Genomic DNA, 25,496 nt, shown 5'->3' on the forward strand with positions numbered 1-25,496 from the left:
CTTATCGTCAATCCGTCAATTCCCGGACTTCAATTTCTAGCGTTTGGGCGATGATGTTCAGCATATCTGCTTCTACTGTACGATTACCTCGCTCCACAGCACCTAATACAGTCAAAGATATGCCGGTTCGGTTTGCCAACTCCTGCTGGGTGAACCCTTTTAGCTTCCGAAAGGCGCGGAGTCGTTGCGCCAGCTGCAAGTTTTCCAAAGCTGTATGCCGTCCTTTCCATCCACAGAATTCAATGCTGTATGCACGATACTGTACAGACCGGACGAATCTTGGCTCGGAACAATGTCAGCCAGAGGAACCAGCACAAAAGCACGCTCCAGCATACGAGGATGAGGAAGTTCCAAATCTGGCGTAGCCAGTTGTGTCGCTTCCATCCACAACAAGTCCAGATCAATGGTTCGTGGACCGTTAGGAATATGCCTTACCCTCCCCAGACGACTCTCCACCTCCAGCATATAAAACAAAAGCTCCTCTGGAGCAAGTGTTGTAGAGACGGCTACTGTCATATTCAAAAAAGAAGGCTGATCCAGATATCCAACAGGCTCTGTTTCGTACAAACTGGAGCAGCGCACCACTCGTATCGCCGGATGTTCGTCCAGTGCGGTAATGGCTTCATACAGGGTATGCTCACGCTCCCCCAAATTAGCCCCTAAAGCAATATAAGCCTCTGATGCCTCAGAGGTCGAATGTGCATTCATGTATCGTTCCTACTTTCTTGCGCGATAAAGCTCAACCGTCACACCCTGAAAATGAATATCAAACGGCGGATGTGGCTTCGTCACTTTGACAGTCAGTGCATTGACACTAGTATAAGTGTCCAGTAGGGAAGATGCAATACGTTCGCCCAAAGCTTCAATCAATTGGTAAGATTCCTTTTCTACGATATCTTTCACGGTGTAATGCACCTCAGCATAATTAACCGTTTTGTCCAAAGCATCCTGCTCCCCTGCTTCACGCAGATCAAGCTCCAGTTCCAAATCAATATAGTAACGCTGTCCCAGCTTACGCTCCTCTGGAAAAACACCGTGATATCCGTAATACTCCATGCGATGCAATTTCATTTTATCCATTGTAGGTAAGTCCCCTTTTTTTTGATTTTATCTATATAAGCTCCACTTAAAAGTTCAATATCGTGCCACTGCGATCGTAGAATCAAAGGATTCGTGAAGCGGGCTTCACCCACCATAACTCAGTGGATTTTTAGCCCCGTACACCATCGCATCACACATACGTACGGTGCGCTTGATCTGTGCCACATCGTGCACACGCACAATCTGGCACCCTTGAGCAATGCCAAAGGCCACGGTAGCCGCAGTTCCCTCCACCACATCATCCACAGGCAAATCCAGTGCTGTACGGATAAATCTTTTGCGCGATGTAGCCAATAACAGCGGAAACCCCAGCTGACTCAATGTATCGAGAGAAGTCATAGCATGGATATTTTCATCGTAATCCTTCGCAAAACCGATGCCTGGGTCTAAAATGATCTGCTCCTTACGGACCCCTGCATCCAGCGCCAATTGGATACTTTCTTTTAAATCGGACAGCATATCAGAAACCAAATCGCTATAGTTACGGTCGTGACGATTATGCATCAAAATGACCGGACAATCGAATTCCGCAGCTACACGTGCCATATCGGGATCTGCCTTAAAGCCCCACACATCATTAATGATGTGTGCGCCTGCTTCAAGCGCCTGCCTGGCTACTTCTGCTTTGTAAGTATCCACAGATAATGGGATGTGCGGTGCAATACGATGGATCGCCTGGACGACCGGAATGACCCGAGCCAGTTCCTCTTCCACACCTACTGGTTCATGGCCCGGACGAGTAGACTCCCCTCCAATGTCAATAATATTCGCTCCATCCTCCACTAGTTTCAATGCATGTAAAACAGCTATCTCTGGATTATAATGTAATCCTCCGTCAGAAAAAGAATCCGGGGTCACATTGAGGATGCCCATAATCTGGGTGGAGTGTCCGAGTGTAAGCTTGGCATCCCCCATTTGATAGCTACGTTGATAAAGAGTTGGTATATTCACTTCATCCCTGCTTTCTGCCTATAATCGTGCAACAGCAAAGCTGTTATGGACTCGGTCTGCGCCAAAGGAACCGATAAATGGCTCGCTACTCCTCCCGATTCCAACAATAAATCCACAGGTCGTATTTCTTGTATAGAGTTGGTCATAAAAATTTCATCAGCCTGTTTAAGCTCATCCCAGTGGTATAGCCCTTGCTCCCATGGAATGCCCCGCAAGTCCGCCAACTCCAAAATGAACTCACGTGTAATGCCCGGCAGAATTCCTGTAGACAAGTCAGGGGTATACAGCGTATTATTCCGCACAAAAAACAGATTGCTAACTATTCCCTCTGCCAGAAAACCGTTGGCCGTAAGCATTATTCCTTCAGCCTTATAACGAACAGCCTCGGCATATTGCTGAAGTTCCCGCTTCGCAAGAATATTATTCATATAATGGAGTGATTTTAATCGAACCTCACCCTCCGGAGTGTTTCTAGGGGTTCGCAGCAGCTGAAGTGCCGAGGATTGCCCGGGTTGTGTATTTATAGAGGGCAACGGCTTGGCGAACAAAATATGGTTGGGCCGCGTGTAGTCACCAGATGGCAAGCCCAGAGCCTCTTCACCTGCGGATACAGTGTAGCGGATATAGGCTTCATTCAATCCATTTGCCGCCATCAGATGCTGGATGTGTTTTGTAAGCTGCTCTTCATCCGGTTGAAAAGGAATGCCAAGCATTCGACAGCCTTTCTTCAGTCGATGCAGATGCCGATCAAGCAAAAATGGAACACCCTTATAAGTTCGGAATGTTTCAAACAAGCCCATACCGTATAAAAAGCCGTGATCACTTACGTGAATCACGGCTTTTGCGGCTTCCGTGAGGACGCCATTGACTCCAATATATCTCATAAATCAGACGCCCACCTTGCGTTTTAGGAAATTGCGCAATAGTTGATGCCCGTAGTCCGTAATAATGGATTCGGGATGGAACTGAACTCCTTCTACGGCAAACTCTTTATGCCGCAAACCCATAATTTCACCCTCTGCGGTTTCAGCTGTAATCTCTAGACATTCAGGCAGGCTCTCGCGCTCTACTAGCAATGAATGATACCGGGTGGCTGTAAACGGAGAAGGCAGGCCTTCGAATACTGAGGTATTGTGATGGAGAATCGGTGATGTTTTACCATGCATGAGCCGATCAGCGCGGATAACCTTACCCCCAAAAGCCTGTCCGATAGCCTGGTGACCGAGACACACGCCAAAAATCGGAATCCGGCCCTTGAAATGGCTGATTACATCCAGCGATATTCCCGCTTCATTCGGTGTGCATGGACCTGGCGAGATCAAAATATGCTCTGGTGCCAGCTCTTCTATGCCTTTCACATCAATCTCATCATTCCGTTTTACGGTTACTTCTTCGCCAAGTTCACCCAGATATTGAACAAGATTGTACGTAAATGAATCATAATTATCAATCACCAAAATCATTTGACTCACCCTCCTGTGATACCGCTCCTGTTCAAAGCGGCTTCTTCTTCCCCACATTGTACCGCCTTCATGACAGCTCTGGCCTTGTTCCGACACTCCCGATATTCCCTGTACGGGTCTGAATCAATGACGATACCCGCACCTGTCTGTAAATAGGCGGTATTGCCCTGAACAGCTAGTGTTCTTATTATAATATTTAATTCCATATTACCATTATAGTCAATCCATCCAAGGGACCCCGTATAAGGCCCCCGACGGACGGGCTCCAATTCTTCAATAATTTCCATCGTGCGCACCTTAGGAGCTCCGGTAATAGTTCCGCCCGGGAAGGTAGCAGCAATTACGTCTATAGCTGTACGACCCGAGGCTAACTTCCCCTCAACCTGAGAAACCAAATGCATAACGTGCGAATAGTATTCGACAGTCAGCAATTCAGGAACATGCACCGATCCGTATTCAGCAATTCGTCCGATATCGTTACGCTCCAGATCAACGAGCATAATATGCTCGGCGCGTTCTTTTTCACTTGATAGAAGCTCTGCAGCCATAGCGGCGTCTTCATCAGGTGTTAGCCCCCTTCTTCTCGTTCCCGCAATAGGTCGAGCGCTCACACGTCCATCCTCCAGCTTCACCAGCAATTCCGGTGAGCCACTGACGATCCGTAAATCTGGCATACGCAGCATCCCCATATAAGGGGATGGATTCAGCAGACGAAGCCATTCATATATATTCTCAGGAAGGGCTGCAAGCGTACGTTGCTGGCGAATCGACAAGTTAACCTGAAATACATCTCCTTGGGCAATATATTCCTGCACACGTTTCACGGCATGTTCAAAATCTTGTTGACTGAATGCCATTTTCCAGCCTTCAGATTCTTGATGAGCAGCCTCTAATCCTTTTTCGGACAGCCGAGCATAACGACGAGGATGAGCTGGATCAGTCTCTCCCGCATGTATGATGTCCTTCCACTGAGTCAGCATGCGTTCTGCACGTTGGACCGCTTCCGCATAAAGCTTGCCAAGTATGGATGTGGTCTCATCCACCATAAGCTCATTCGCCAAATCAGTCTGGCTACTGAATTCACCGGAGCGGGCAGGATTAAGCATATGAACAGCACAATATAGGCATGATGTTTCGTGATCATAAATCCATAGCTCATTCACCCGCATCCACACATAATCAGGTATATCCGTGTCGTCTGCAGCTTGAGTTGGCAAACGCTCCAGCGAGCGAGCTACATCGTAGCCCAGATAACCCGCAAATCCCCCAGAGAAAAAAGGCATGCCAGGCACACGCGGCGCACGGTAAGAAGCGATCCAATCGTTCATGACTGTCAAAGGTTGTCCATGTATATCACCATGCTCCCCGCTTTGCAAATCAGTCCAAACTGCTTGTTCTCCCTTGCCTTCCAATATAGCAACTGGATTCAAGGCCAGATAGGTATACCTTCCACCTTTAGCGCTCTCCAGCAAGAAGGCATATGGCGACGAATCCTCCCAAGCCCTCCGCCACGATGAAGGTAAACCGCCTACGGGCAAAGTGTACTCAGCAATATAGGGAAGTACATTCCAGCCTTCCTTCTGCCAGGTTTGCCACTGCGCCTCCGTCACTCTAGCTGTCCATTTCATCTGTGTGTGCTACCCCTTCCCTTACTATGCCAAAAGTCTGCATTTTCTCCCTACAAAGAAACCCTCATCCCCCCGGTTACAGGGAAATGAGGGTTTCCTTACGTATAGTATACACAATTACGACATAATTACAGCTCGAAATTGTATAGTGGTGTACTCAGGTAACGTTCGCCATTACTTGGAATAATGACAACAATCCGCTTACCCTTGCCCAATTGCTTAGCAAGCTTCAAGGCCGCATGAACAGCCGCACCAGAAGAAATACCGGACAAAATGCCCTCTTCCTTGGCCACTCTACGCGCTACCTCGAAAGCTTCATCGTTTTCTACATGAAAAATTTCATCATAGATATCGCGATTTAGAATTTCAGGAATAAAGTTTGCACCCAGCCCTTGAATTTTGTGAGGTCCTGGCTTGCCGCCTGCTAGCAATGGGGAAGAAGCGGGCTCTACAGCCACGATTTTAATATCAGGGAATTCTTTTTTAAGCACTTCTCCAGCACCGGAAATGGTTCCACCAGTCCCTATACCTGCTATAAAAGCATCCAGCGTGCCGCCAATGGAGCGAATCGCTTCTACGATCTCAGGACCCGTCGTTTCACGGTGAATTTTGATATTGGCTTTGTTCTTGAACTGCTCGGCAGCGAAATAATCCGGGTTTTCGCTCAATAGCTCTTCCATTTTTTTAACAGATCCGTTCATACCCTCTGAGCCAGGTGTTAACACAAGCTCGGCTCCATAAGCACGCAACAAATTACGACGCTCTATACTCATCGTTTCTGGCATAACAATTACTGCTTTATATCCCTTCGCAGCAGCAACCATAGCCAGGCCGATTCCTGTGTTACCGCTAGTTGCTTCAATAATGGTACCGCCCGGCTTAAGCAGACCTTCACGCTCAGCTTCTTCCACCATACTAATCGCAATACGGTCTTTTACACTGGAGCCCGGGTTCTGATATTCCAGTTTCAAATAAATTTCGGCGCTATCTTCCGGTACGATCCGGTTGAGGCGAACGAGGGGAGTCTCCCCGATAAGGTCGGTGATGTTATTAACAACTTTAGCCATGATAATTCCTCCCTGACTGTAGATGATATATTAAAAATTGCGAAAACATATTGTAGATGATTCTAGGTAAATCTATCTTAGTTTTATGCCGTTCATTTAATTTCCGATAAAAATAGTTGGTTTTATACGCTAATCATAACAATCTTCAATTCCAATGTCAATACAAGTAAATAAGCCAATAGGCTGTTCTCCCGCGTTATCGGCACCGTATCTTCATCAAAAGCAAGATCCTTTCACTATGCTAAAGAGAAGCAGAGGGTGCCTCTTTCCCAGATAAAATACGAGCTCCATATTTATCACGCAGACTCTTTTCGACCTCGTCCAAAGGAGCGGCTTGTGCAAGCGCAAGAGAGCGGCGGATTTGCTGACGAATTTGCTGCTTATCGGGAGAATTCTTTAGTCTGACATCCTGTACATAAATGACCGCATAGCCATCATTAACAGAGATGGGACCTGCAACATCCCCGGAGCTTAGTTCTCTCGCCGCCTTCATGACTGCCTCTGGTTGAAATGGATCATATTCATCCAACCATCCCAACTGTCCGCTGTGATCCTCGCCAAGAGGGTTACCTGAGACTGAATGCTCCCGAAGCAGCATGTCGAAGCTTTCTCCTTGCTTGACCCGATCGAGCAACGTCTCTGCTTCCTCTGCTTTAGCCACATAAATAGCTGCAAGTTTGATCTGCTTACCAACGGCAAACTCTTCGGGGTGCTGTTCCCAATACTCGTCAATCTCCGTTTCCTCAACCTGAATACCTTGGGTGGCTATTTTCTCCAAGCCAATCCGGTACTCCGCTTCATTCCGCAAGTCAACCGGATTTAAGCCAAACTGTCGCTGCATTTCCTCAAAGTAGGCATGTTCTGAATCGTACCCTTTACTATCCTGCTCCAGCACTTGCTGTAAATCCTCTTGGGTGATCTTAATACCGAGACGCTTGGCTTCAGCCTGCACGGCTTTACGATTCAACATTTGCAACAGCGTATTAGTTCCATATCGCTTTTTCAGTTCCGCTACCCACTGTTCCTCCGATATGCCTTCCTGACCGATCTCCGCCACAGTATGATCGCCGTCATCCTTGCTTACATCACCCGGCTTTAACAGCCCCCGAAGCATGATAAGACCACCCAAGGCGGCGACGCTAACGGTCAGAATAATGACAGCTGTCCATAATCCCTTTTCCCGTGTAGTCATCGCTTGCACCGCCCATCCGGTTAGGCCTTGGCTTGATCTAACAGATTTTGCAATTCATCCTTATTAAACTGATAAGCCTCATTACAAAAGTGACACACGACCTCAGCCTGTCCTTCTTCCTCAATTAATTGCTTTAATTCACTTTCTCCCAGACTGATCAATGTTTTTTCCACGCGCTCGCGTGAGCACTCACATTGAAAATGGATATCCATTTCATCCAGAACTCTAACGTCCGGCAGCATCCAACGCAGCATTTCATCAAGCTCCAGCCCTTGATCCAGCAGAGCGGTAACGGGTGGAATTGAGCCAACTGCATTTTCGATAGCAGTAATCTCATCATCATTCAGACCTGGAAGCAACTGAATAATAAATCCGCCGGCCACAATAACGGAGTTATCCGTATCTACCAGCACACCCAAACCCACCGCTGACGGAGTCTGTTCGGATTTGGCAAAATAATAGGTAAAGTCCTCACCGAGCTCACCGGAAATAATCGGGATACTACCGCGGTACGGTTCTTTTAACCCCAAATCCTTGATAATATGAATGAATCCCTCTGTACCTACGGCACCCGCTACATCCAGTTTGCCCATACTATTGCTCGGCAAATGCACGTGTGGTTCAGTAACATAACCCCGCACTTCTCCTACAGCATTGGCATCAACGACAATTTGCCCAATCGGTCCATCGCCTTTGACTTGAATGGTCAATCGTTCTTTGCCTTTTAGCATAGAACCCATAATTGCACCCGCTGTGAGGGTTCGTCCCAAAGCAGCGGTTGCCGTAGGATAAGTATCATGTCTTCTCCGCAACTCCTCTACCAATTGAGTTGTCCGAACTGCAAAAGCTCTGACCCTTCCATCCATGGCTGTGCCGCGAATAAGTCGATCCTGTTTATTTTCCATATTGATATCCTCCCCTATTATCCAAGGCAGCCATGCTGCTTATTTTCGTTAGTATTCCCTCATCCTTGAAGCATCATTTCCTACTATATAAACAACCTGCATCTACAGATCACGCGAATTGTTCAAAAACGTAACATATTTCAGTATAGACGAAAAACGCCGCTAATCCAAACCGATAAAATCATCGGCTTGGCTCAGCGGCAGCCTATATCCACTTTTTATTCGGCGTTACGTTGGTAAATGATGCGTAATCCTTCGAGCGTCAACATCGGCAACACTTTCTGAATGCTCTCTGTCTCTGATGCGATTAGCTCTGCAAGACCTCCGGTAGCAATAACCGTGGGTTCTGCCTGCATTTCTTCCTTAATGCGCCTCACAATGCCATCCACTTGTCCAGCATAACCGAAAATAATCCCAGCTTGCATGGCGTGGACTGTATTCCGACCAATAACCTTTTTGGGTTTCTCCAACTCGATACGAGGGAGTTTGGAAGCCCGTTGATACAGTGCTTCCGTCGAAATGCCGATACCCGGCACAATGACTCCACCCAGATAGTTTCCCTTATCGTCAATACAATCAAACGTCGTCGCCGTTCCAAAATCCACCACAACGAGAGGTCCGCCGTACCGTTCTACAGCCGCAACAGCGTTCACGATCCGATCCGCACCTACTTCACGCGGATTCTCGTAACGCAGGTTAAGACCGGTCTTGATTCCCGGTCCGACGATTAACGGCGTTTTGCCTATATATTTATCGCACATTTCCTCTAATACACGGATCAACGGCGGAACGACAGAGGAAATAATAACTCCCTGAATGTCATCCTTTAATACGCCGCCCATACTAAAAAGATTATGTATGAGTACGCCGTATTCATCCGCGGTTGCCTGTCTGGAGGTGCTGATCCGGTAGTGGTGCAACAGCTCGCGCCCTTCATAGATCCCCAGAACAATATTGGTATTACCTACATCCACTACAAGAATCAATGGGTGTCACCTATCTTTCTTAGCGTTAAGGTCAAGGCTGATATCCAGATTATGAAAAGAGTATGTCAGCCTGCCTACAGAAATCACATCTACGCCGCTCTCAGCCATCTCACGCACTGTATCCAGCGATACATTGCCTGAGGCTTCTGTTTTGACGTGTGGGGCCTGTTCACGAATGAAGCGAACGGCTTCCTTCATATCTGGGACGGACATGTTATCCAGCATAATAATATCCGCCCCAGCCTCCAGGGCTTCCCGGACTTGCGTCATGTTTTCCGTCTCTACTTCAATCGTCATTGTATGCGGTATGTGCGCGCGCGCTCGGCTCACCGCCTGTGCAATCCCACCCGCGCCCTTAATATGATTATCCTTAATCATAACAGCATCGTATAGACCAAAGCGATGATTCGAGCCGCCACCTACACGCACAGCATACTTCTCCAACAGTCGATGCCCTGGTGTTGTTTTACGTGTGTCCACCAAGCGCGTGGAAAGTCCGTGCAATTGATCTATAAAAGTTCGCGTCCGCGTTGCAATACCGGACATCCGCTGGAGTAAATTTAACGCCAATCGCTCCCCGGTCAAAATCGCATGAGTACTTCCACTCACTTCTGCCAAAACGCTCCCCTTTTCAATCCACTGACCATCGGTCACGAACGGAGTGAACGACAAGGAAGGGTCCACTACTCGAAATACAATTTCAGCCACAGGTAAACCCGCAATCACGCCGCTCTCCTTGGCATGAATGACAGCCTTGGATTGGTGGCCCGGCTCAATCGTCCAACGTGTGGTCACATCGCCAGAACCTGTATCTTCTCGCAGCCAGCTGCGAATTTGTGCCGTCAGTTCTTCCTGATATCCGCTAAACTCTCCATAAAGCTCGCTGTTAGATGTCATGAACGCTCTCCTCCGTTATGCCTTGCTCACGTCGCTGCTGAACATGCTTTCGCCACTTGCAATCATCTGTCTCAGGGAAGTCCTCACGATAGTGTGCCCCCCGACTCTCCTCACGCAGCAACGCACCATCGGCTACTAATAAAGCACAGGTGAGCAAATTGGCGAATTCGATCTCTTCCCGACTGGTGATCACAGCCTGAAAAGCAGTCACTAGCCCGCGCAGCTCTTCTAATGCTGCTTGCAGCCCTTCACTATGCCGACGAACTCCAGCATAATGAACCATCGTTTCTTGCAGCTTATACCGCTGTTCCGCGACGGATGAAGCCTGAAACTCTGCACGGTTATCATTGTAAGATATCAAAGTATGGCCAACCAGCGGTGGCAATGAATACAGCCGCTCGATAATCCTGCTGGCGAACACAATAGCTTCAGATAACGAATTGCTCGCCAGACGATTAGCGCCGTGAACACCTGTGGAAGAGGTCTCACCACAGGCGAACAAACGCCTAATGGAGCTTTCCCCGTATAGATTAGTCTGGACACCACCCATCATATAATGGGCAGCAGGAGCAATTGGAATCCAGCCTGTCGTCATATCCAAACCATATGACAGACATGTCTGATAAATCGTTGGAAAGCGTTGCTTTACCCGCTCAGGCGGCTCGTGTGTAATATCCAGGTATACAAACGTAGCCTGGGTGCGTTCCATCTCATGGATGATCGCACGAGCTACGATATCTCTGGGCGCAAGCTCCTGCCGGGAATCATACTTGTCCATGAAGCGTTCTCCATGAATGTTGCGTAACACGGCACCTTCTCCCCGTACGGCTTCGGAAATTAGAAACCTTGGAGCGCCCGGATGGCACAAGGCCGTAGGATGAAACTGTACGAACTCCATATCCCGTACAACCGCCCCAGCACGATATGCCATAGCAATACCGTCCCCAGTTGCGATATCCGGGTTAGTCGTATAACGGTATAATTGCCCGCTACCTCCTGAACACAAAATGGTTGCATTGGCAGTGATATACGACCTTTCTCCATCTGGCATTTGGACGAGGGCTCCAATACACTCACCATGCTCAGTCAGCAGGTCAATGACCATACGCTCTTCCCACACCTCGATACCGGGATGGGCTGCAACCTGCTGTGATAAGGCACGCACGATTTCATAACCGGTGGCATCTCCATTTGCATGCAAAATACGACGATGACTATGCGCCCCTTCTCGGGTCAGTGCTAGTTCACCATCCACACGGTCAAAGGCTGTCCCCAATCGTATTAACTCTTTAATACCGTCTTGGCCTTCATGAACAAGCGTTCTGACCGCCTCGGGTTCACACAGACCTGCACCAGCAATCAGAGTATCTTGCATGTGATAAGCTGGTGTATCCTCGTCCGATGTGACAGCAGCAATGCCGCCTTGAGCATAACGTGTGTTGCTTTCCATTAAAGTTTTCTTGGTAATCAGCAACACTTTCCGATTCTCCGCAGCCTTAATCGCCGTATATAAGCCCGCAATGCCGGAGCCGATAATCAAGACGTCGGCTTCGTATTGGGTCAATTCCGCTACATCAAAATCAACTAGATATCTTGGAATCATGCCTTCACCTGATTTCACAGAAGAATAGCGCACACCATAGATTGTACAGTATGCGCTCACGGAATATGTTCAAAATGATAGTAAGTCGTTTATTTAACAATAAATGTACACAACGTTCCTTTGTCTGTCAAATCACGTTAGCAATAATCTTCCATATTTAAAAAAGCTCCGGAAAACCAGTAGGATCTGGTTCCCCGAAGCTTACATATATGCTTATTCAACTATCCATCAGATGATCAGGTTGTTGTCGGTGGAGTACCACCGGAATTGCCTGAATTGTTATCATCCTCTGGCTTTTTCAGATTAGGGATATCGTTTGGTTGATCCGTTGTATTCTTAGGTTCGTCATCCTTACCTTGAATACGTACACGAACATCTCCGATATTATCGATCACAGGTTCACCGTTTTCTGGTGTTCCTTCTCCCTCATTCGTATTGCCATCCAAAGAACCTGTCTCGATCAAACGTTTGATTTGTTCAAGTTCCAGAGTTTCTTCTTCCAGCAATGTTTGAGCGATCAAATGAACCTCTTTGGAATACTTCGTCAAGAGTTCTCTAGCACGCTCATAAGAGTCAGTGATGAAGCGATTCATCTCCTGGTCAATCTGATAAGCGATCTGATCACTGTAGTTCTGCTCATGACCGATATCGCGTCCAAGGAATACTTGACCTTGGGAAGTTCCAAACTGCATCGGGCCGAGCTTCTCACTCATACCATATTCTACGATCATACTACGCGCAATGCTTGTCGCTTGCTGGAAGTCACTATAAGCCCCTGTTCCGATCTCACCAATAAACAGCTCCTCGGAAACACGTCCACCCAGCAATCCAGTGATTTTGTCCAGCAATTCCTGCTTGGTTGTCAGCATGCGGTCTTCCTTCGGAAGCATGATGACATATCCGCCTGCACGTCCACGTGGAATAATAGTTACCTTGTGAACCATATCGGCATTCTCTAGGAAGTAACCGATAATCGTATGCCCTGCTTCATGATAAGCTACAATTCGTTTCTCGCGGTCACTGATTACGCGGCTGCGTTTTTCAGTACCTACGATAACGCGGTCGATCGCTTCATCTACTTCTCGCATCGAAATATCTCTGCGGTTGCGACGAGCCGCCAGCAAGGCAGCTTCGTTCAACAGGTTTTCCAGATCAGCGCCCGTAAAGCCTGTTGTACGTTTCGCAATGACGTCCAATTTAACATCCTTCGTTAATGGTTTGTTGCGTGCATGTACATGCAATACTGCTTCGCGGCCTTTAACATCTGGACGGTCAACCGTAATTTGACGGTCAAACCGACCTGGACGAAGCAAGGCCGGATCTAGAATATCCGGACGGTTAGTAGCAGCAACGATAATGATGCCTTCGTTTGCGCCGAATCCATCCATCTCTACGAGCAATTGGTTGAGCGTTTGCTCACGTTCATCATGTCCGCCACCCAATCCGGCGCCACGTTGACGTCCAACGGCATCAATTTCATCAATGAAAATGATACAAGGTGCGTTCTTCTTCGCATTCTCGAACAAGTCACGAACACGGGAAGCACCGACCCCGACGAACATTTCTACAAAATCAGAACCCGAGATGCTGAAAAATGGCACTCCGGCCTCACCTGCAACAGCTCTCGCCAAGAGTGTTTTACCCGTACCCGGAGGGCCCACTAACAGAACCCCTTTTGGAATACGAGCACCCACAGCTGCGAACTTGCGTGGGTCCTTCAAGAATTCTACGACTTCGACAAGCTCCTGTTTCTCTTCGTCAGCCCCTGCTACGTCTTCGAAGGTAACTTTCTTCTTCTCTTCGTTATACAGACGGGCTTTGCTCTTGCCGAAGTTCATTACTTTGCCGCCACCGCCCTGTGCCTGATTAAACAGGAAGAAGAACAACAGGAACATGATCACCAAAGGAATGATAGAAGTCAAAAATGTCAGCCAAATGCTTTCGCCTTCCATTTTCTTCTGCACGTATTCAAACCCGTTCGTTTCGCTGGCATTCACCAGTTCACTTAGTGCTTGATCCGTTGGCGGAACGTATACGGAAAAATTGGTTGATTTAGCATTAGCCGGCTGCTTCTTATATGCACCGGTTACAAGATAGGCGTAACCGTCAAATTGGACCGTTACTTTAGAGATGTTATTAGCTTTAACCTCTTGCCGTAATTGGTCATATCTAGGGAGATCGGAGGCTTCGTTACTGTTGCTAACAAACTGAACGATACCCACCACAACTAAAAAAAGAATCAAATAAAAACCAGAATTCCGGATGAACCGATTCATCCCCTACCTCCTCTCGAGACACTTAAGTTATTTTACCATAGCCTGTAAGCCCTTCTCAACAAAGGACCCTATTTAGTCCTAGGACTGGAGGCTGAGATTAGCTGGTGTAGATTTCCGGCTTCAAAATCCCTATGTATGGGAGGTTCCGGTAATGCTCGGCATAGTCCAGACCATAGCCGACAACAAACGCATCCGGAAGTGTAAATCCGGTGTAATCAGCTTCAAGATTAACGGTCCGGCGTGCAGGCTTGTCGAACAAAGTTACGACACATACCGAATTTGCATTACGATTCTTAAGCAATTCAATCAAATGTGTCAGCGTCAGACCACTGTCGATAATATCTTCGACAATCAGAACATCGCGTCCTTCCACTGAAGCGTCCAAATCTTTAATGATTTTAACAACGCCCGATGATTTGGTGGATACTCCATAACTAGATACAGCCATGAAATCAAGTTCCAACGGCACTGTAATGGATTTAACCAAATCTGCCATAAAGATAAACGCACCTTTCAGCACGCAAATCACCAATGGATTTTTTCCTTCATATTTCACGCTAAGCTGTGCGCCCAATTCCTTGATTTTACTCTGAATCTCTTCTTCACTGATCAATACTTCCTGAATATCATTTTGCAACGGTGTAAACCTCCTAAGTTTATACTATGAAAGCCGTTCCTGCGCAATTACTGGTGCCCCGGACTCTCTCGTCTTTGCCATGACATATATATAACCGAAGACGTGTGCTTTTGCACCGCAGCATGTACAGAACGTCGTACGCCCGGAATCCAGAGAACAACTCCAGAGTGGTCGCAGACGATAGGAATAACGGAACGCATTAAAGGAGGTATTTTTTCATCAATAAAAATATCTTTAACCTTTTTTCTTCCGTTTAATCCCATTACATACATGGTATCTCCAGGTAATCGCGAACGTACAGTCAACGGCAAAGTCAATTCGTCTGCGTCGAACCATGCTTCTTCCTCATTCGCCGGATGGTGTCCATCCCAATAGGAAGCTCTTCGCCACCGGAGTATACCACCCGCTTCAGGCAACTCCAGCTCACCGGAAATAGGCAATACGCTCAGTCCATAGCTCCATTCACCCATAACGACTTGCGTACGGTCAAACAAAACCGCCTGGTCATATTCGCGGACTCCAACCGCACCGCCGCCCAAGTCCAAGCTCCATGTAGAGGATGTCTCTTGGAGAAGTCTTAGTCGAACGGTCTCAATTTTACGAAAATCAAAATTTTCACTGCCCGAAGGCAGATAATTTAATATTAGTTTAATCAACCTCCGTTGTAAAGCAACGGATAGCTTACGATATGAAGCGATGGAAAACATGTACCTGCCATTATTGAAGTGCACCATTTTCTCATATGCTGACAGTGTAGCTGCCTCCATAAAATCATTTTCGTCAGCCATCGTTTCGGCCAGCCGATTCAGGGACGGTGTCAGTTGCTCATTATATTGCCCCAAAAAAGGGAGCACATCCATGCGGATAGCATTACGACGGTATTTAGACGATAAATTAGTGCTGTCTGTCACATAGGAAAGACCATAAAAGTTGCAATACGCAATCAAGTCAGTCTTGTACATACGAAGTAGCGGGCGAATGAGTTGCACATTTTTTTCATTGCGTGCCAAACGCATACCCGCCAAACCCGCTGGTCCGCTACCGCGCAGCAAGTGCAAGAGAACTGTCTCCGCTTGATCATCGCCATGGTGAGCCATAGCAATATGCTGTGCCTCCCACTTCGTAGCCGTATCATGTAAAAAGCTGTACCGTAGCTCACGGGCGGCTTCCTGTGGACCCTTACCGCTCTCCTTCATATAAGCGGGTGCATCCACCCGAATCATTTCAAATGGAAGCTTGAGCTTTCGGGCAATATTGTGTACCTCTTCAGCCTCCGCATCCGATTCCTCTGGCCTGAAGCCATGATGAACATGAGCGCAGACGAGTTGTAATGGCATATGTATAACGGATATTTCATGTAAAATGTGCAAAAGGGCCACCGAATCCGGTCCACCGGATACAGCAACCACAATGCAGTCTCCGGGGCTCCACAGTGAATGTTCTCGCGCCAAAGCGAGTACTTCCTGTACAACACCGGTCGGTTTTGTTGTTCCCATTTACGACCCTCTTTTCTCCCGACCGTAAAAATGATGATCCTCTGTTATCTTATGTAAGTCATGCTGCTACCTTAACGCAATCCAGAGCGCTCCGGCAAGCAGCAAAAGCGATACCGTAAAAGCATATCCCAGCCAGCGTGGATTTCCTCTTTTGACAGATGATTGCCTGACATGTGCGGAAGCCAGACGCGACCAAGCTCGGGCCGCTGCACGAGTATCGGAATATTCTCCGCGCACTGCACCCAGCAGCCATTCGGCGTAGGGGCGCAATATACGGCTGCGACGAATGATGACTGTCAATTCTGCCGTATTACGTAGCTGTGGTAGCCTGCTCGCAGCTGCCTTTAACGATTCGCTCTCTAATATATGAATCGTTAGAAGAGCAAAGGCAAACAGGTCATACTGGGGATCAGCATTTCGGCTACCAGCATTCCAGAATCCCCTGTCGTACCATTCTGTAAATTGTTTAACACTCCGACCTGCAAGGGACACCCCGCCATAATCAATCAACTCAGCCTCTCCATAGGCATTGACCAATATATTTTGAGGCTTCAGGTCGCCAAACACCCATCCTGCCTGATGGAGATCGGCCAGACGATTCAGTATGCCAGTTCCAGCCACACCATACCACTCAGACCCTTTGGCTGCCACAAATTTATGAAGCGGATCTCCTTTGACGTATCGCATAACATAAAAGGGGATCTCCCCACTACGTAACACTACATCATCCACCTCAAACAAGAAGGAAGGATTTCCATTACGCTGGAGGGCAGCCTGAGTCCCTTGAGACTGTAATGTGGTCAGCACATTAATCTCCGATTGCAGATCAAGCGTGTTCTTTCCCATTTTGAGAGCAAATTGCCGATCGGCCTGTGCTTCTTTTACCAAATATACAGTTCCGTTCGCTCCCCGGCCCAGCAAGCGCTGGATGACATAGCTACTCCGCTTCCACTTGCCCTTGATGACCGTTCCGGGTGCAAGAACGGGATCAGACGACGTAGTCACCGAGCATCCCTTCTCCTTTGCTATAGGATTCTTCCAGATCTTTCTGTTCCCCTAGTGTAACATATCGGTAATAATCAATCACTTGTAAAATGGCCGGTCCTGTCGGTGTCGCTCCTTTCATCCGCAAGCGTCCGAATATCGATTTGATCTGGTCAAGCTCAGAGGTCCACCCGATATCCATGACTGCGTCTTCTCCCATTCGTCCGCCCGGGAAATGAAATACAGATATACGGCTGAGTCCGCTTCTGGACTGTAAGCTGAGCAGCAAATCGCGGATACTGTCCTCTACAGCAGGTAGCTTGGGCTTCATGCTTGCACTTGCATCAATGAGTAAAGCAATTTCCAGAGGGCTTGTTTCTGTCAATTCATCCATTACCTCAACTACCTGGGCTCGTTTGGCCGGAGGCAGTTCACCGATATGCCGGGCACCGCCCTCACCCAAAATGTGCGTTAACTCTCTATTAACCGCCTGCTGAATCGTTTGAACCACTGTTTTGCGCGTCATCATCTGCATGGTTTGCGCTAACTGCTTCGTACCGACGATTTGGCTAAACCCTCCCCCTGCTTTAGCAATTTCCTGAATCTCTACGCTCCCAAGCTCGCCGATGGTTCCGTAGTCTATGACTCCAGCGACGTTCACTGTAATTCCCTCCCGTAAAGCTTGGGCAGCCGCCATAACTGGGCTAACACCTACGTTAGAGCATCCATCTGTAATGATCAAAATTTGCTTCATCGCTTTTTGACCTCCGCTTCCTCTTAATCTATTCCGATAGATTCTATCTTTGCCTAATCCGGAACGATTCAAACGAAGGATGCGGATTTTTAAAAATGTATAAGGAATTTCCCGGGCAATGTCAGTCTAGCTCACCGTCCGTGGACGTTCTAACCACCTCATGCCGGGTACATGGAGAGTTGCCCACTCTGGGTGAAAATGATCTATTTTACTAACAACTACAGTCATATCATCATAGATTTGATTTTGTTGGTATCGAATAACCCGTTCTAGCAAACAGTCAGCCAATTGCTGTGGATCTTCACTTTCAATTTCCTGAATCATGCGTTTCATCCATATCTCTTTATTGACTGCATAACCCGGTGAATCGTATATACCGTCTGTAATCATAATGAGAATATCCCCCGGCTGGAGTTGCAGCGAAACCAAATCAACTTCGATATCCTGTATAATGCCAATCGGTAAATTGCTGGCAGATACGGGAATGACCTCCTCTCCTCTTTTAATAAAGCTCGGTGTAGATCCAATCTTCATAAAGGTTGTCCGGGCCGTATACTGATCAATCAGCGCCATATCCACCGTAGCATACATTTCCTCAGGTGATCGGAGCATCAGGACAGAGTTAACCGACTTGATCGCCAATTTTTCGTCCATACCCGATTGCAGTAGTTCTTCCAAAATGTTAAGTGCTGCACTGCTCTCTTGCTGCGCACGCTCTCCGTTCCCCATACCATCGCTTAAAGAGACTGCGAAAGTCCCATTCCCTAGCTCCATCATGCTGTAGCTGTCTCCTGAGAAGAAATCGCCTCCTTTGGCGGCACTAGCTACTCCTGTAGCAATCTCATATGTTTTGGCAGAGCCGAACATGACTGTAGCCAAGCCTTGGCGGCGATCTGCCGCCGTTTCGCGCATGACAGCTATATGCTCGTCTAGTATGTCCGACAGCAGTGGAGCAATAATTTTCCGACATTCATCAAATCCCCTTGTATAGGCGTGGACAATCTCAATTTCAACCTGGCCTGCATCCAGGCTAATAATTTCGATGGATTGGATGGACAAGCCCAGTCTATCAAGAGCCTCTCGGATTTGCTCTTCCTGCCGATGCATGGTCTGCCCTTCCCGCTGAATTTCCCGCGCTAAATCCTCCATAATTTGCGATACACCGGATAGCTGGTCAGCAACAAGCTGACGACTATCGTATACTTGGCGCTTCCACTGCATATTATGCTGGTAGAGACTATACTGCTGTTTCATTACCTGCAGGACAGCGCCCGTTTTGGCACATGCCTTGCTCCATTGCGGCGGCATCTGCTCTGGCTCTAATTCAGGATTGTCCTCAATGGCACTCATCATTTCCGTCATATACTGATGGGTTTGCATAAACTTGCCGTCCCAACACTGCTCGCACTTAAAGCAAGAGGCACATGTTCCTTCCGCCACCGCATTCATAAAGTGTTCGATTTCTCCGTCCGGTTTTGCCCCCTCACTCGCAGATATTTGATGAAAGCTGCGGGATAGCTGGCTGAATACACGGGAAAATTTCGTCACCCGCTCGGCGGTGAGATCACGAACCCTTTTGGCATATTCATGCTGTGACTTGGCGTGATCCTGCGTACCCGGGACATAGGTAGAAACCGCTTTAAAGAAACTTTTTGGAGTCATTAAAAATAATAGGATTGCCGCGCAGCTCTCCCAGGTTGATGTCAGCACGTCCCCAGTCCCATCCAAATAGATCGTCAGAATGGAAGAGCCCAGCAGCATGCCAAGTGCCACTGCACCTTTTCTCCCTTCACGCAGCATCCCTGCCAGCAAACCTGCAAAAGCAAGTAGACTCATTTGCACAATTGCAGACATATTGGCCAGGCTCAAAATTAAACCGGTAATCACACCGACCGAAGCACCCAGGGAAGCACCTCCCACCAAAGCAAACACCAAGACCAAGTATCGTGAAAGTACATGATCGACAGACAGTGAATGAACGGTCCATCCTACTGCTCCCGTCATCACAGAGGCTAATAGAATAATAAGACACAAAATTTCTTCATTTTTGAGCTGGCTTGCCTTCTTGCGGTACGTAAACAGCGGTATGGCCTGGGTGAACACCAATGTAAGCATAAAACTGAGTACCGCATCCGTTCCCACAATGACAAGCTCATACCATGTAAAAGCCGGAGCCATCACGGCGTTAAATAAATTGACCATAAACACAGACAAGAAGACCATAAGCGGGGCATAGGATAATTCCAGACGATCGAAGGTGCGTAGCCCGCGATACAGGAGATAAAATACGATTAACTCACCACCAATCATGAATAACGATGGGTAAGGAGCTAACAGGCTGCCTAGCACAACGGATACAGCTACAGGCAGCATCAGATCACGCCGAAGGAACGTAATGACTGCAAAATAAGCGAGGGCAAAAGGAGAAAGCTCGTCCAAAATAGTGGCGCGTCCCAATAGAACTCCCATAGCTGACAATAGCAGCATCCATCTTTGCGCGGTTACCCATTGCACCATTTTATGTGAATCGAGCCGTTTCTTGAGTCTGGAAGGCCAACCTTCCGTACGCTCTTTGGATTTGGACTTTCTAGATTTTAACCCCGGAAAATGTACCACGTTCCATTTCTCCATCATGCGTCAGGCACCCCATTCATCAATTTGATGTTCCCATCTTAAACCGGAACGATTGAGAAAGTTTGTCAGAACCTCACGTCTTATTCCAAGAAATTTCCGACAAAAAAACGTTCCGCGCGAAAGGACAGAGCATTCCCCTGTACTTCAAGCTACGCCCGTATGGAAGCAGATGGAAGTTGTCTCTCTCTACGCTTTGGACGACCTCTCTATGTCAGTCATCCTGATACCAAATCTAGCGATTTGCACAGAAGATAGACGGAAAACCGTTGGAGTTTGTCGGACGATTATGTCCACACGACAAAAAAAACATCCTACATTTCAGTAGATGCTTCTTCTCTTCTTCATAAAACTACTAATCTTAAAAATGTGCCCGTACAACTCCACCCAAATGTATTGCCTGTAGCCACGGCTTGTCGCATCTCTTGTCGGTAGAACGCAAAAAAACCGTAGCAGTCTTTCGACTGTACGGTTTTCCGTGTATGGTTGATACGGTTGTCAAAGTGAATTAAACACGCTTCGCGCCGCGTCCTCCGCGTTTACCTTCGGTGTTCTTTTTCAGCGACGAAATGCGTTCCTCACTATCTTTCAGGAAGCGTGACATTTTATCCTCAAATGAAGGTTTACCCGGTGCAGGCTTGAAAGAACGGCCTCCACGATCGCGGTTGAAACCACCACCGCGTCCCTGACTTGGACCTGAACCTCCGCCGCCAAAACGGTCTCCTCCGCCTGGTCCTCCTGTACGCTCCGGTCTTGGAGCTCTTGGGGGACGGGCTTCACTTGCCGGCTTATCAATCGTTTGCTTAATGGAAAGTCCGATTTTGCCATCTTTGTCAACATTAATGACTTTCACCGTCACAACATCATTAATCTTCAGGTGGTCGTTAACATCCTTAACATAATTATCGGCGATTTCCGAGATGTGAACGAGACCCGTGACACCTCCAGACAAATCCACAAATGCTCCAAAATGCGTGATGCCTGTCACTTTGCCCTCTAACTTGGTGCCCACTTCAATTGCCATAGAATAAAATGATCCTCCCTTAAAATATACAACCGATTTTTTTGCAAAAAAATCCCGCTGTGGTGATTTGATTATACAAAATGGCGGAACCAAGGTCAACTAAGCATTGGCCCGATAATACTTCTATTTTTGATCTCCGATGATTGGCGTCTCTTCCGGTTTGTAAAGACCGTACTTGCTTCTAGCAATTTCTCCAATGTACTCAGGGTCCTTGAGACGATTCACTTCGGTTTGAAGCTGTTGTTCCGTTTGTGTAGCAGCTTGCTTCTGTTTTTCCTTCTGGGTGAGCTGTTCATTTCGATCGGCCATGATCATGCCTTGAGAAAAAAAGGTGAATATGGCCCAACTACCAAAGGCGGCAAGCGATAGCAACCAAATCATGATTCGCCTGCGCCCGCCCGCATTGGACTTGGACGTAGGAGATGAATAGCGATCTACAGACGAATTACGCATGATACTACCCCCTTCCAAACCATCGTTTTGCTGTATTTTTCAGTCTGATACCCAGCTTTACGAGCGGATCTGGCGTCTTCCAACGCGCTATAAGCGGACGGATCGACCAAAGAATCGGCTTCCAAACCGGCATCAGGATGTATATCAGCATCCTTCCTAGGAACACAATAAGTGCCCATGTCCATCCGACCAGCTTGCGTAACAGCCGATACAGCGCTAACACCGGAAGAACAATCAGGATGCGCAGTATGCTGTTCACGATCAACGTCAGTCTGCGAACGATCTCTATTAACATTACCACAAAACGTTGGGTTGTAACACTAAAGGCCCAAAAATAGAGCCAAACCCCCAAAAGTAGTCCTAAAAAGACATAAAACCGCAGCTCACCGCGATTACTCGCGTACAGCACACGGAAAATAAACAAAGCCGAGGCCACCCAATACAGCACGTCCAACAAATGAACACTCCAACGGGCAAAATGAAAGCGGATTGACAGCACCCGGTAGCTGTCAAATACCACTCCCATGGTTATGCCCGACAATAGCATCCACGTCAATGTCAGCCATTGTGTGTAAGGGTTCATTTGAAGAGCTTGCCGAATAGGCTTTTTCCGTTTTTGGCCGGGGCCCCAGGCTCCAGGTAGACGAGGGAAGTAATCAGACCTTCAATGGACAGTAGGCCCTCTTCCAGACTGAGGTTTTTGATATGTAAATGTTGTCCGCGAATGGTGAGATGGCCCAGCTCGGTCTGAAGCAAAAACTCTTCACTGTCAAAGCTCTCCACATTGCTGACGCCTGAAATGTCGAGCTGCTTGCGGCTTTGCATGCGCAGATCATGGTGCTTGGACTTCCCTTGTTCAATCATGGCATGTACCCCTCCTTCTGTTCTTAGCTTATGAAGGGGTGGGCATGATTTAGAACCGCTTTGGCTCTTCACGAGCATTTATTAGACAATTAGACAAAAGCTCCTCATATAAAAGAAAAAGCATCCCTTCATACAATATGAAGGAATGCTTCTATGTACAACGTTATGAGAAAATCAGATGTCTGGTTACCAGTTCAAACCGTTGTCCCTGGCAATAGGCTCTTCCTTTACCAAAGTGTACATACTTGCAGCCTCGTCCTTGCGTGTAGTGTCGGCGAGCCGTTCCACTCGCACGGTCACCAGCTTCTGGCCAAATTGGACGGTAATTTCATCGCCTACTTTGACCGCACTGCTCGGCTTGGCTTCGCGTCCATTCACCACGACTCTCCCTTGTTCAGAGACGTCCTTAGCTACTGTACGACGCTTAATCAGCCGCGAGACTTTCAAGAATTTATCAAGACGCATTAGTTAACGGCTTCTTTAAGCTTATTACCAGCTTTAAAAGCAGGAACGGTCGATTCTGGAATTTCAATCGTGTTGCCGGTTTGTGGATTGCGACCTGTACGGCTGGAACGTTTGCGCGTTTCGAAAGTACCAAAGCCGATCAGTTGTACTTTGTCACCACTAGCAAGTGCATCTGTAATTTCACCAAGAACGCCATTCAATACAGCTTCAACGTCACGTTTGCTCAAACCGCTTTTGCTGGAAATATTGTTGATCAGATCTGTCTTGTTCATAAGATAAAAGCCTCCTAAATGTCAAAAAATAATCATCACGCTACATGTCCTTAAATGGAGCATACGTGAGGTCCAACTGTGGCCGAAGCCCTTCCTGAATACCACTGTAACATGTTCAACTATTAGCTACAGTTATTTTCAGAATTACTACAAGTTATTCTGGCTTGTCCTTAAAAATCCTGCAATGACAGGCGTTTTTTTATTCGACCCCAGTTAAGCCAACATCCTACTACAAAACTCTGCCCATTGGCAAGTCTGCTCAAGCCGGGCGTATTTTCAACCCTGCATATGACTCATTTTACTGTCCAATACAGCCAAAGATCAAATCTATGGAATCAATCTCTGTCAAGAAGCTTTTTCGCTTCCTGCCAGTAGGTCTCCATTTCATCTACACTGCTGTCCTCAGGACGACGCCCCTGCTCGCGTAGTTTCTGCTCAATATACTGGAAGCGGCTTACAAATTTGCGATTAGTGGCTGACAGCGCCTCTTCCGGATCTACGTCCATGAACCGGGCCGCATTCACGGCAACAAATAGAACATCCCCCAACTCCAGCAACTGAGCTTCCATGGAATGCCCTTCACGAACCGCTTCCTTCAACTCAGCCACTTCTTCGTCCAATTTATCAAATACGCCTTCAATGCTATCCCAGTTAAAGCCTACTTTAGCTGCCTTCTTCTGGAGCTTATACGATTTCATAAGAGCAGGCAGATCACGGGGAACCCCATCCAGTACGGAAGGATTAGCTGCCGCCGTACCTTTGAGCCGTTTTTCCTCTGCCTTCATCTGTTCCCAGTTTTGCAGCGCCTCTTCCGCATCATTGGCTTGATTGTCACCGAATACATGCGGATGACGGAAAATAAGCTTATCGTTCAGTCCCTGGATCACATCATACACATTGAAGGTTCCGACTTCCTCCTCCATTTGGGCATGCAGCAAAATTTGCAACAACAGATCGCCAAGCTCTTCCTTCATATGCTCAGGATCATCCTCATCTATGGTTTCAATGACCTCATACGTTTCCTCGATCAGATTTTTGCGGATTGATTGATGTGTCTGTTCACGATCCCATGGACAGCCTTCCGGACTGCGCAAAATATCGACAATCTCATGTAGACGGTCAAAAGAACGCCGTTTCAGGGCCTCATCTTCACTGCGAGGTATGTATACCAAGGATAGGTTGCCGTAGCCCTCTACTCGATCCAGCTCGTATAGCGGCACCTTGTGGACCGCCTCCTCACCTTCTACCCCAAGCGCGTGGCCGACATACACCTCATAATCGTCAGGATACCGTTCCATCAAGCATAGCTTCACATCGGAAGCCGTAAAGGTGTCATATACCTGTCCAATCAGCGTATGCAACTGAGGCTGAAGCCAGCTGGCATCCAGTGTGCCTGCATCTAACAGCTGAAAACCCTCAATCGGATCAAAACCAAGACGCACAAAAGCCTCATCCAGAAAACTTTCTCCACCCAAGATGTTTAGTTCAATCCCTTGCGCAGGACAACGCTCCTTGAGCAACTGCACCGCTGCTTCCGCCACCATCGGGTGACCGGGAACTGCATAGACGATTTCGCTCCCGTCTGCCGCCTTAGCAGCCTTTTCCATCAGTTGACTGGTAATTTCCTCATATACCTCTGGAAAAGAATCCTTTGTCTCATATACCGCATCAAACGACTCAAAAGCCACCTCAAACTCATCCAGCACTCGAACCGCCGGATGTTCCTTGGTTCGCAGATAGAGCGCTGAAGCGCCCCGCATTTTGTTCAATATCCCTATCGTAAGCTGATCGGGATCTCCCGAGCCCAGACCTACGATCGTTAATGTTACGCTCATATTCAATCCTCC

The 25,496-nt window shown here is 47.7% G+C and carries 26 protein-coding genes; all 26 read right to left on the minus strand.

Annotated elements, in window-relative coordinates:
• Window positions 1-7: 7 nt before the first annotated feature.
• On the minus strand, window positions 8-208 hold the full coding sequence (locus ACU1JV_RS27265) for a helix-turn-helix domain-containing protein (protein WP_013368707.1): 201 nt from the start codon (window positions 206-208) through the stop codon (window positions 8-10).
• Window positions 160-708 (minus strand): 2-amino-4-hydroxy-6-hydroxymethyldihydropteridine diphosphokinase, encoded by a 549-nt coding sequence (folK, locus tag ACU1JV_RS27270; protein ID WP_013368706.1) that lies wholly within the window; start codon window positions 706-708, stop codon window positions 160-162. Before folK ends, ACU1JV_RS27265 begins: the two co-directional genes overlap by 49 nt.
• Window positions 709-717: 9 nt before the next feature.
• A complete protein-coding gene (gene folB, locus ACU1JV_RS27275) occupies window positions 718-1,080 on the minus strand; it encodes a dihydroneopterin aldolase (RefSeq protein WP_013368705.1) in 363 nt (120 codons plus the stop codon).
• Between the two features lie 105 nt (window positions 1,081-1,185).
• Window positions 1,186-2,052: a dihydropteroate synthase gene (gene folP, locus ACU1JV_RS27280; RefSeq protein ID WP_129548507.1), complete on the minus strand. Its 867-nt coding sequence runs from the start codon at window positions 2,050-2,052 to the stop codon at window positions 1,186-1,188.
• Window positions 2,049-2,936: an aminotransferase class IV gene (locus tag ACU1JV_RS27285; RefSeq protein WP_413987283.1), complete on the minus strand. Its 888-nt coding sequence runs from the start codon at window positions 2,934-2,936 to the stop codon at window positions 2,049-2,051. The genes folP and ACU1JV_RS27285 overlap by 4 nt, the downstream gene beginning before the upstream one ends.
• A 3-nt stretch (window positions 2,937-2,939) precedes the next feature.
• Window positions 2,940-3,515: an aminodeoxychorismate/anthranilate synthase component II gene (gene pabA, locus ACU1JV_RS27290; RefSeq protein WP_013368702.1), complete on the minus strand. Its 576-nt coding sequence runs from the start codon at window positions 3,513-3,515 to the stop codon at window positions 2,940-2,942.
• A gap of 5 nt (window positions 3,516-3,520) precedes the next feature.
• Window positions 3,521-5,143 carry an anthranilate synthase component I family protein gene (locus tag ACU1JV_RS27295; protein ID WP_413987282.1) on the minus strand — a complete coding sequence of 541 codons (1,623 nt, stop codon included), beginning with the start codon at window positions 5,141-5,143 and terminating at the stop codon, window positions 3,521-3,523.
• A 128-nt stretch (window positions 5,144-5,271) separates the two neighbouring features.
• Window positions 5,272-6,210 carry a cysteine synthase A gene (gene cysK, locus ACU1JV_RS27300; RefSeq protein WP_016818901.1) on the minus strand — a complete coding sequence of 313 codons (939 nt, stop codon included), beginning with the start codon at window positions 6,208-6,210 and terminating at the stop codon, window positions 5,272-5,274.
• A 241-nt stretch (window positions 6,211-6,451) separates the two neighbouring features.
• Window positions 6,452-7,402, minus strand: coding sequence for a peptidyl-prolyl cis-trans isomerase (locus tag ACU1JV_RS27305; RefSeq protein WP_413987281.1), 951 nt, complete (start codon window positions 7,400-7,402; stop codon window positions 6,452-6,454).
• A gap of 20 nt (window positions 7,403-7,422) precedes the next feature.
• Window positions 7,423-8,307, minus strand: coding sequence for an Hsp33 family molecular chaperone HslO (gene hslO / locus ACU1JV_RS27310; protein WP_025674491.1), 885 nt, complete (start codon window positions 8,305-8,307; stop codon window positions 7,423-7,425).
• 218 nt (window positions 8,308-8,525) lie between these two features.
• Window positions 8,526-9,293 (minus strand): type III pantothenate kinase, encoded by a 768-nt coding sequence (locus ACU1JV_RS27315; RefSeq protein ID WP_413987280.1) that lies wholly within the window; start codon window positions 9,291-9,293, stop codon window positions 8,526-8,528.
• A gap of 6 nt (window positions 9,294-9,299) precedes the next feature.
• Window positions 9,300-10,190, minus strand: coding sequence for a carboxylating nicotinate-nucleotide diphosphorylase (gene nadC / locus ACU1JV_RS27320; protein ID WP_413987279.1), 891 nt, complete (start codon window positions 10,188-10,190; stop codon window positions 9,300-9,302).
• Window positions 10,180-11,793 (minus strand): L-aspartate oxidase, encoded by a 1,614-nt coding sequence (nadB, locus tag ACU1JV_RS27325; protein WP_413987278.1) that lies wholly within the window; start codon window positions 11,791-11,793, stop codon window positions 10,180-10,182. Before nadB ends, nadC begins: the two co-directional genes overlap by 11 nt.
• A 236-nt stretch (window positions 11,794-12,029) precedes the next feature.
• Entirely contained in the window at window positions 12,030-14,069 is a 2,040-nt protein-coding gene (gene ftsH / locus ACU1JV_RS27330) for an ATP-dependent zinc metalloprotease FtsH (protein ID WP_013368694.1), read from the minus strand.
• 97 nt (window positions 14,070-14,166) lie between these two features.
• Window positions 14,167-14,706 carry a hypoxanthine phosphoribosyltransferase gene (hpt, locus tag ACU1JV_RS27335; protein ID WP_013368693.1) on the minus strand — a complete coding sequence of 180 codons (540 nt, stop codon included), beginning with the start codon at window positions 14,704-14,706 and terminating at the stop codon, window positions 14,167-14,169.
• A 47-nt stretch (window positions 14,707-14,753) separates the two neighbouring features.
• Window positions 14,754-16,202 carry a tRNA lysidine(34) synthetase TilS gene (gene tilS / locus ACU1JV_RS27340; protein WP_413987277.1) on the minus strand — a complete coding sequence of 483 codons (1,449 nt, stop codon included), beginning with the start codon at window positions 16,200-16,202 and terminating at the stop codon, window positions 14,754-14,756.
• Between the two features lie 66 nt (window positions 16,203-16,268).
• Window positions 16,269-17,207, minus strand: a complete 939-nt coding sequence (locus tag ACU1JV_RS27345; protein ID WP_013368691.1) for a protein kinase domain-containing protein — start codon at window positions 17,205-17,207, stop codon at window positions 16,269-16,271.
• Window positions 17,191-17,940: a vWA domain-containing protein gene (locus ACU1JV_RS27350; protein WP_165083891.1), complete on the minus strand. Its 750-nt coding sequence runs from the start codon at window positions 17,938-17,940 to the stop codon at window positions 17,191-17,193. The genes ACU1JV_RS27345 and ACU1JV_RS27350 overlap by 17 nt, the downstream gene beginning before the upstream one ends.
• 126 nt (window positions 17,941-18,066) lie before the next feature.
• Complete coding sequence (gene spoIIE, locus ACU1JV_RS27355; RefSeq protein ID WP_165083893.1) at window positions 18,067-20,574, minus strand: stage II sporulation protein E; 2,508 nt, start codon at window positions 20,572-20,574, stop codon at window positions 18,067-18,069.
• A gap of 505 nt (window positions 20,575-21,079) precedes the next feature.
• Window positions 21,080-21,595: a S1 domain-containing RNA-binding protein gene (locus ACU1JV_RS27360; protein ID WP_013368688.1), complete on the minus strand. Its 516-nt coding sequence runs from the start codon at window positions 21,593-21,595 to the stop codon at window positions 21,080-21,082.
• Window positions 21,596-21,718: 123 nt separating this feature from the next.
• A complete protein-coding gene (locus ACU1JV_RS27365; protein WP_165083895.1) occupies window positions 21,719-22,048 on the minus strand; it encodes an FtsB family cell division protein in 330 nt (109 codons plus the stop codon).
• A 4-nt stretch (window positions 22,049-22,052) separates the two neighbouring features.
• Window positions 22,053-22,631, minus strand: a complete 579-nt coding sequence (yabQ, locus tag ACU1JV_RS27370) for a spore cortex biosynthesis protein YabQ (protein WP_058831394.1) — start codon at window positions 22,629-22,631, stop codon at window positions 22,053-22,055.
• Entirely contained in the window at window positions 22,628-22,912 is a 285-nt protein-coding gene (gene yabP / locus ACU1JV_RS27375; RefSeq protein WP_013368685.1) for a sporulation protein YabP, read from the minus strand. The genes yabQ and yabP overlap by 4 nt, the downstream gene beginning before the upstream one ends.
• Before the next feature lie 186 nt (window positions 22,913-23,098).
• Window positions 23,099-23,377, minus strand: coding sequence for an RNA-binding S4 domain-containing protein (locus tag ACU1JV_RS27380; protein ID WP_014599342.1), 279 nt, complete (start codon window positions 23,375-23,377; stop codon window positions 23,099-23,101).
• A complete protein-coding gene (locus ACU1JV_RS27385; protein WP_007428028.1) occupies window positions 23,377-23,649 on the minus strand; it encodes an HU family DNA-binding protein in 273 nt (90 codons plus the stop codon). The genes ACU1JV_RS27380 and ACU1JV_RS27385 overlap by 1 nt, the downstream gene beginning before the upstream one ends.
• A gap of 335 nt (window positions 23,650-23,984) precedes the next feature.
• Entirely contained in the window at window positions 23,985-25,484 is a 1,500-nt protein-coding gene (gene mazG, locus ACU1JV_RS27390) for a nucleoside triphosphate pyrophosphohydrolase (RefSeq protein ID WP_102163412.1), read from the minus strand.
• Window positions 25,485-25,496 lie beyond the last annotated feature (12 nt).

Source organism: Paenibacillus sp. T2-29 (genome assembly GCF_052921365.1).

Excerpts from the sequence above, each read along its gene's own strand:
- folK (WP_013368706.1), bottom strand. The coding sequence starts at position 708 with ATGAATGCACATTCGACCTCTGAGGCATCAGAGGCTTATATTGCTTTA.
- folB (WP_013368705.1), bottom strand. The coding sequence starts at position 1,080 with ATGGATAAAATGAAATTGCATCGCATGGAGTATTACGGATATCACGGT.
- ACU1JV_RS27285 (WP_413987283.1), bottom strand. The coding sequence starts at position 2,936 with ATGAGATATATTGGAGTCAATGGCGTCCTCACGGAAGCCGCAAAAGCC.
- pabA (WP_013368702.1), bottom strand. The coding sequence starts at position 3,515 with ATGATTTTGGTGATTGATAATTATGATTCATTTACGTACAATCTTGTT.
- ACU1JV_RS27295 (WP_413987282.1), bottom strand. The coding sequence starts at position 5,143 with ATGAAATGGACAGCTAGAGTGACGGAGGCGCAGTGGCAAACCTGGCAG.
- cysK (WP_016818901.1), bottom strand. The coding sequence starts at position 6,210 with ATGGCTAAAGTTGTTAATAACATCACCGACCTTATCGGGGAGACTCCC.
- ACU1JV_RS27305 (WP_413987281.1), bottom strand. The coding sequence starts at position 7,402 with ATGACTACACGGGAAAAGGGATTATGGACAGCTGTCATTATTCTGACC.
- hslO (WP_025674491.1), bottom strand. The coding sequence starts at position 8,307 with ATGGAAAATAAACAGGATCGACTTATTCGCGGCACAGCCATGGATGGA.
- nadC (WP_413987279.1), bottom strand. The coding sequence starts at position 10,190 with ATGACATCTAACAGCGAGCTTTATGGAGAGTTTAGCGGATATCAGGAA.
- nadB (WP_413987278.1), bottom strand. The coding sequence starts at position 11,793 with ATGATTCCAAGATATCTAGTTGATTTTGATGTAGCGGAATTGACCCAA.
- ftsH (WP_013368694.1), bottom strand. The coding sequence starts at position 14,069 with ATGAATCGGTTCATCCGGAATTCTGGTTTTTATTTGATTCTTTTTTTA.
- tilS (WP_413987277.1), bottom strand. The coding sequence starts at position 16,202 with ATGGGAACAACAAAACCGACCGGTGTTGTACAGGAAGTACTCGCTTTG.
- ACU1JV_RS27350 (WP_165083891.1), bottom strand. The coding sequence starts at position 17,940 with ATGAAGCAAATTTTGATCATTACAGATGGATGCTCTAACGTAGGTGTT.
- spoIIE (WP_165083893.1), bottom strand. The coding sequence starts at position 20,574 with ATGATGGAGAAATGGAACGTGGTACATTTTCCGGGGTTAAAATCTAGA.
- ACU1JV_RS27360 (WP_013368688.1), bottom strand. The coding sequence starts at position 21,595 with ATGGCAATTGAAGTGGGCACCAAGTTAGAGGGCAAAGTGACAGGCATC.
- ACU1JV_RS27365 (WP_165083895.1), bottom strand. The coding sequence starts at position 22,048 with ATGCGTAATTCGTCTGTAGATCGCTATTCATCTCCTACGTCCAAGTCC.
- yabQ (WP_058831394.1), bottom strand. The coding sequence starts at position 22,631 with ATGAACCCTTACACACAATGGCTGACATTGACGTGGATGCTATTGTCG.
- yabP (WP_013368685.1), bottom strand. The coding sequence starts at position 22,912 with ATGATTGAACAAGGGAAGTCCAAGCACCATGATCTGCGCATGCAAAGC.
- ACU1JV_RS27380 (WP_014599342.1), bottom strand. The coding sequence starts at position 23,377 with ATGCGTCTTGATAAATTCTTGAAAGTCTCGCGGCTGATTAAGCGTCGT.
- ACU1JV_RS27385 (WP_007428028.1), bottom strand. The coding sequence starts at position 23,649 with ATGAACAAGACAGATCTGATCAACAATATTTCCAGCAAAAGCGGTTTG.
- mazG (WP_102163412.1), bottom strand. The coding sequence starts at position 25,484 with ATGAGCGTAACATTAACGATCGTAGGTCTGGGCTCGGGAGATCCCGAT.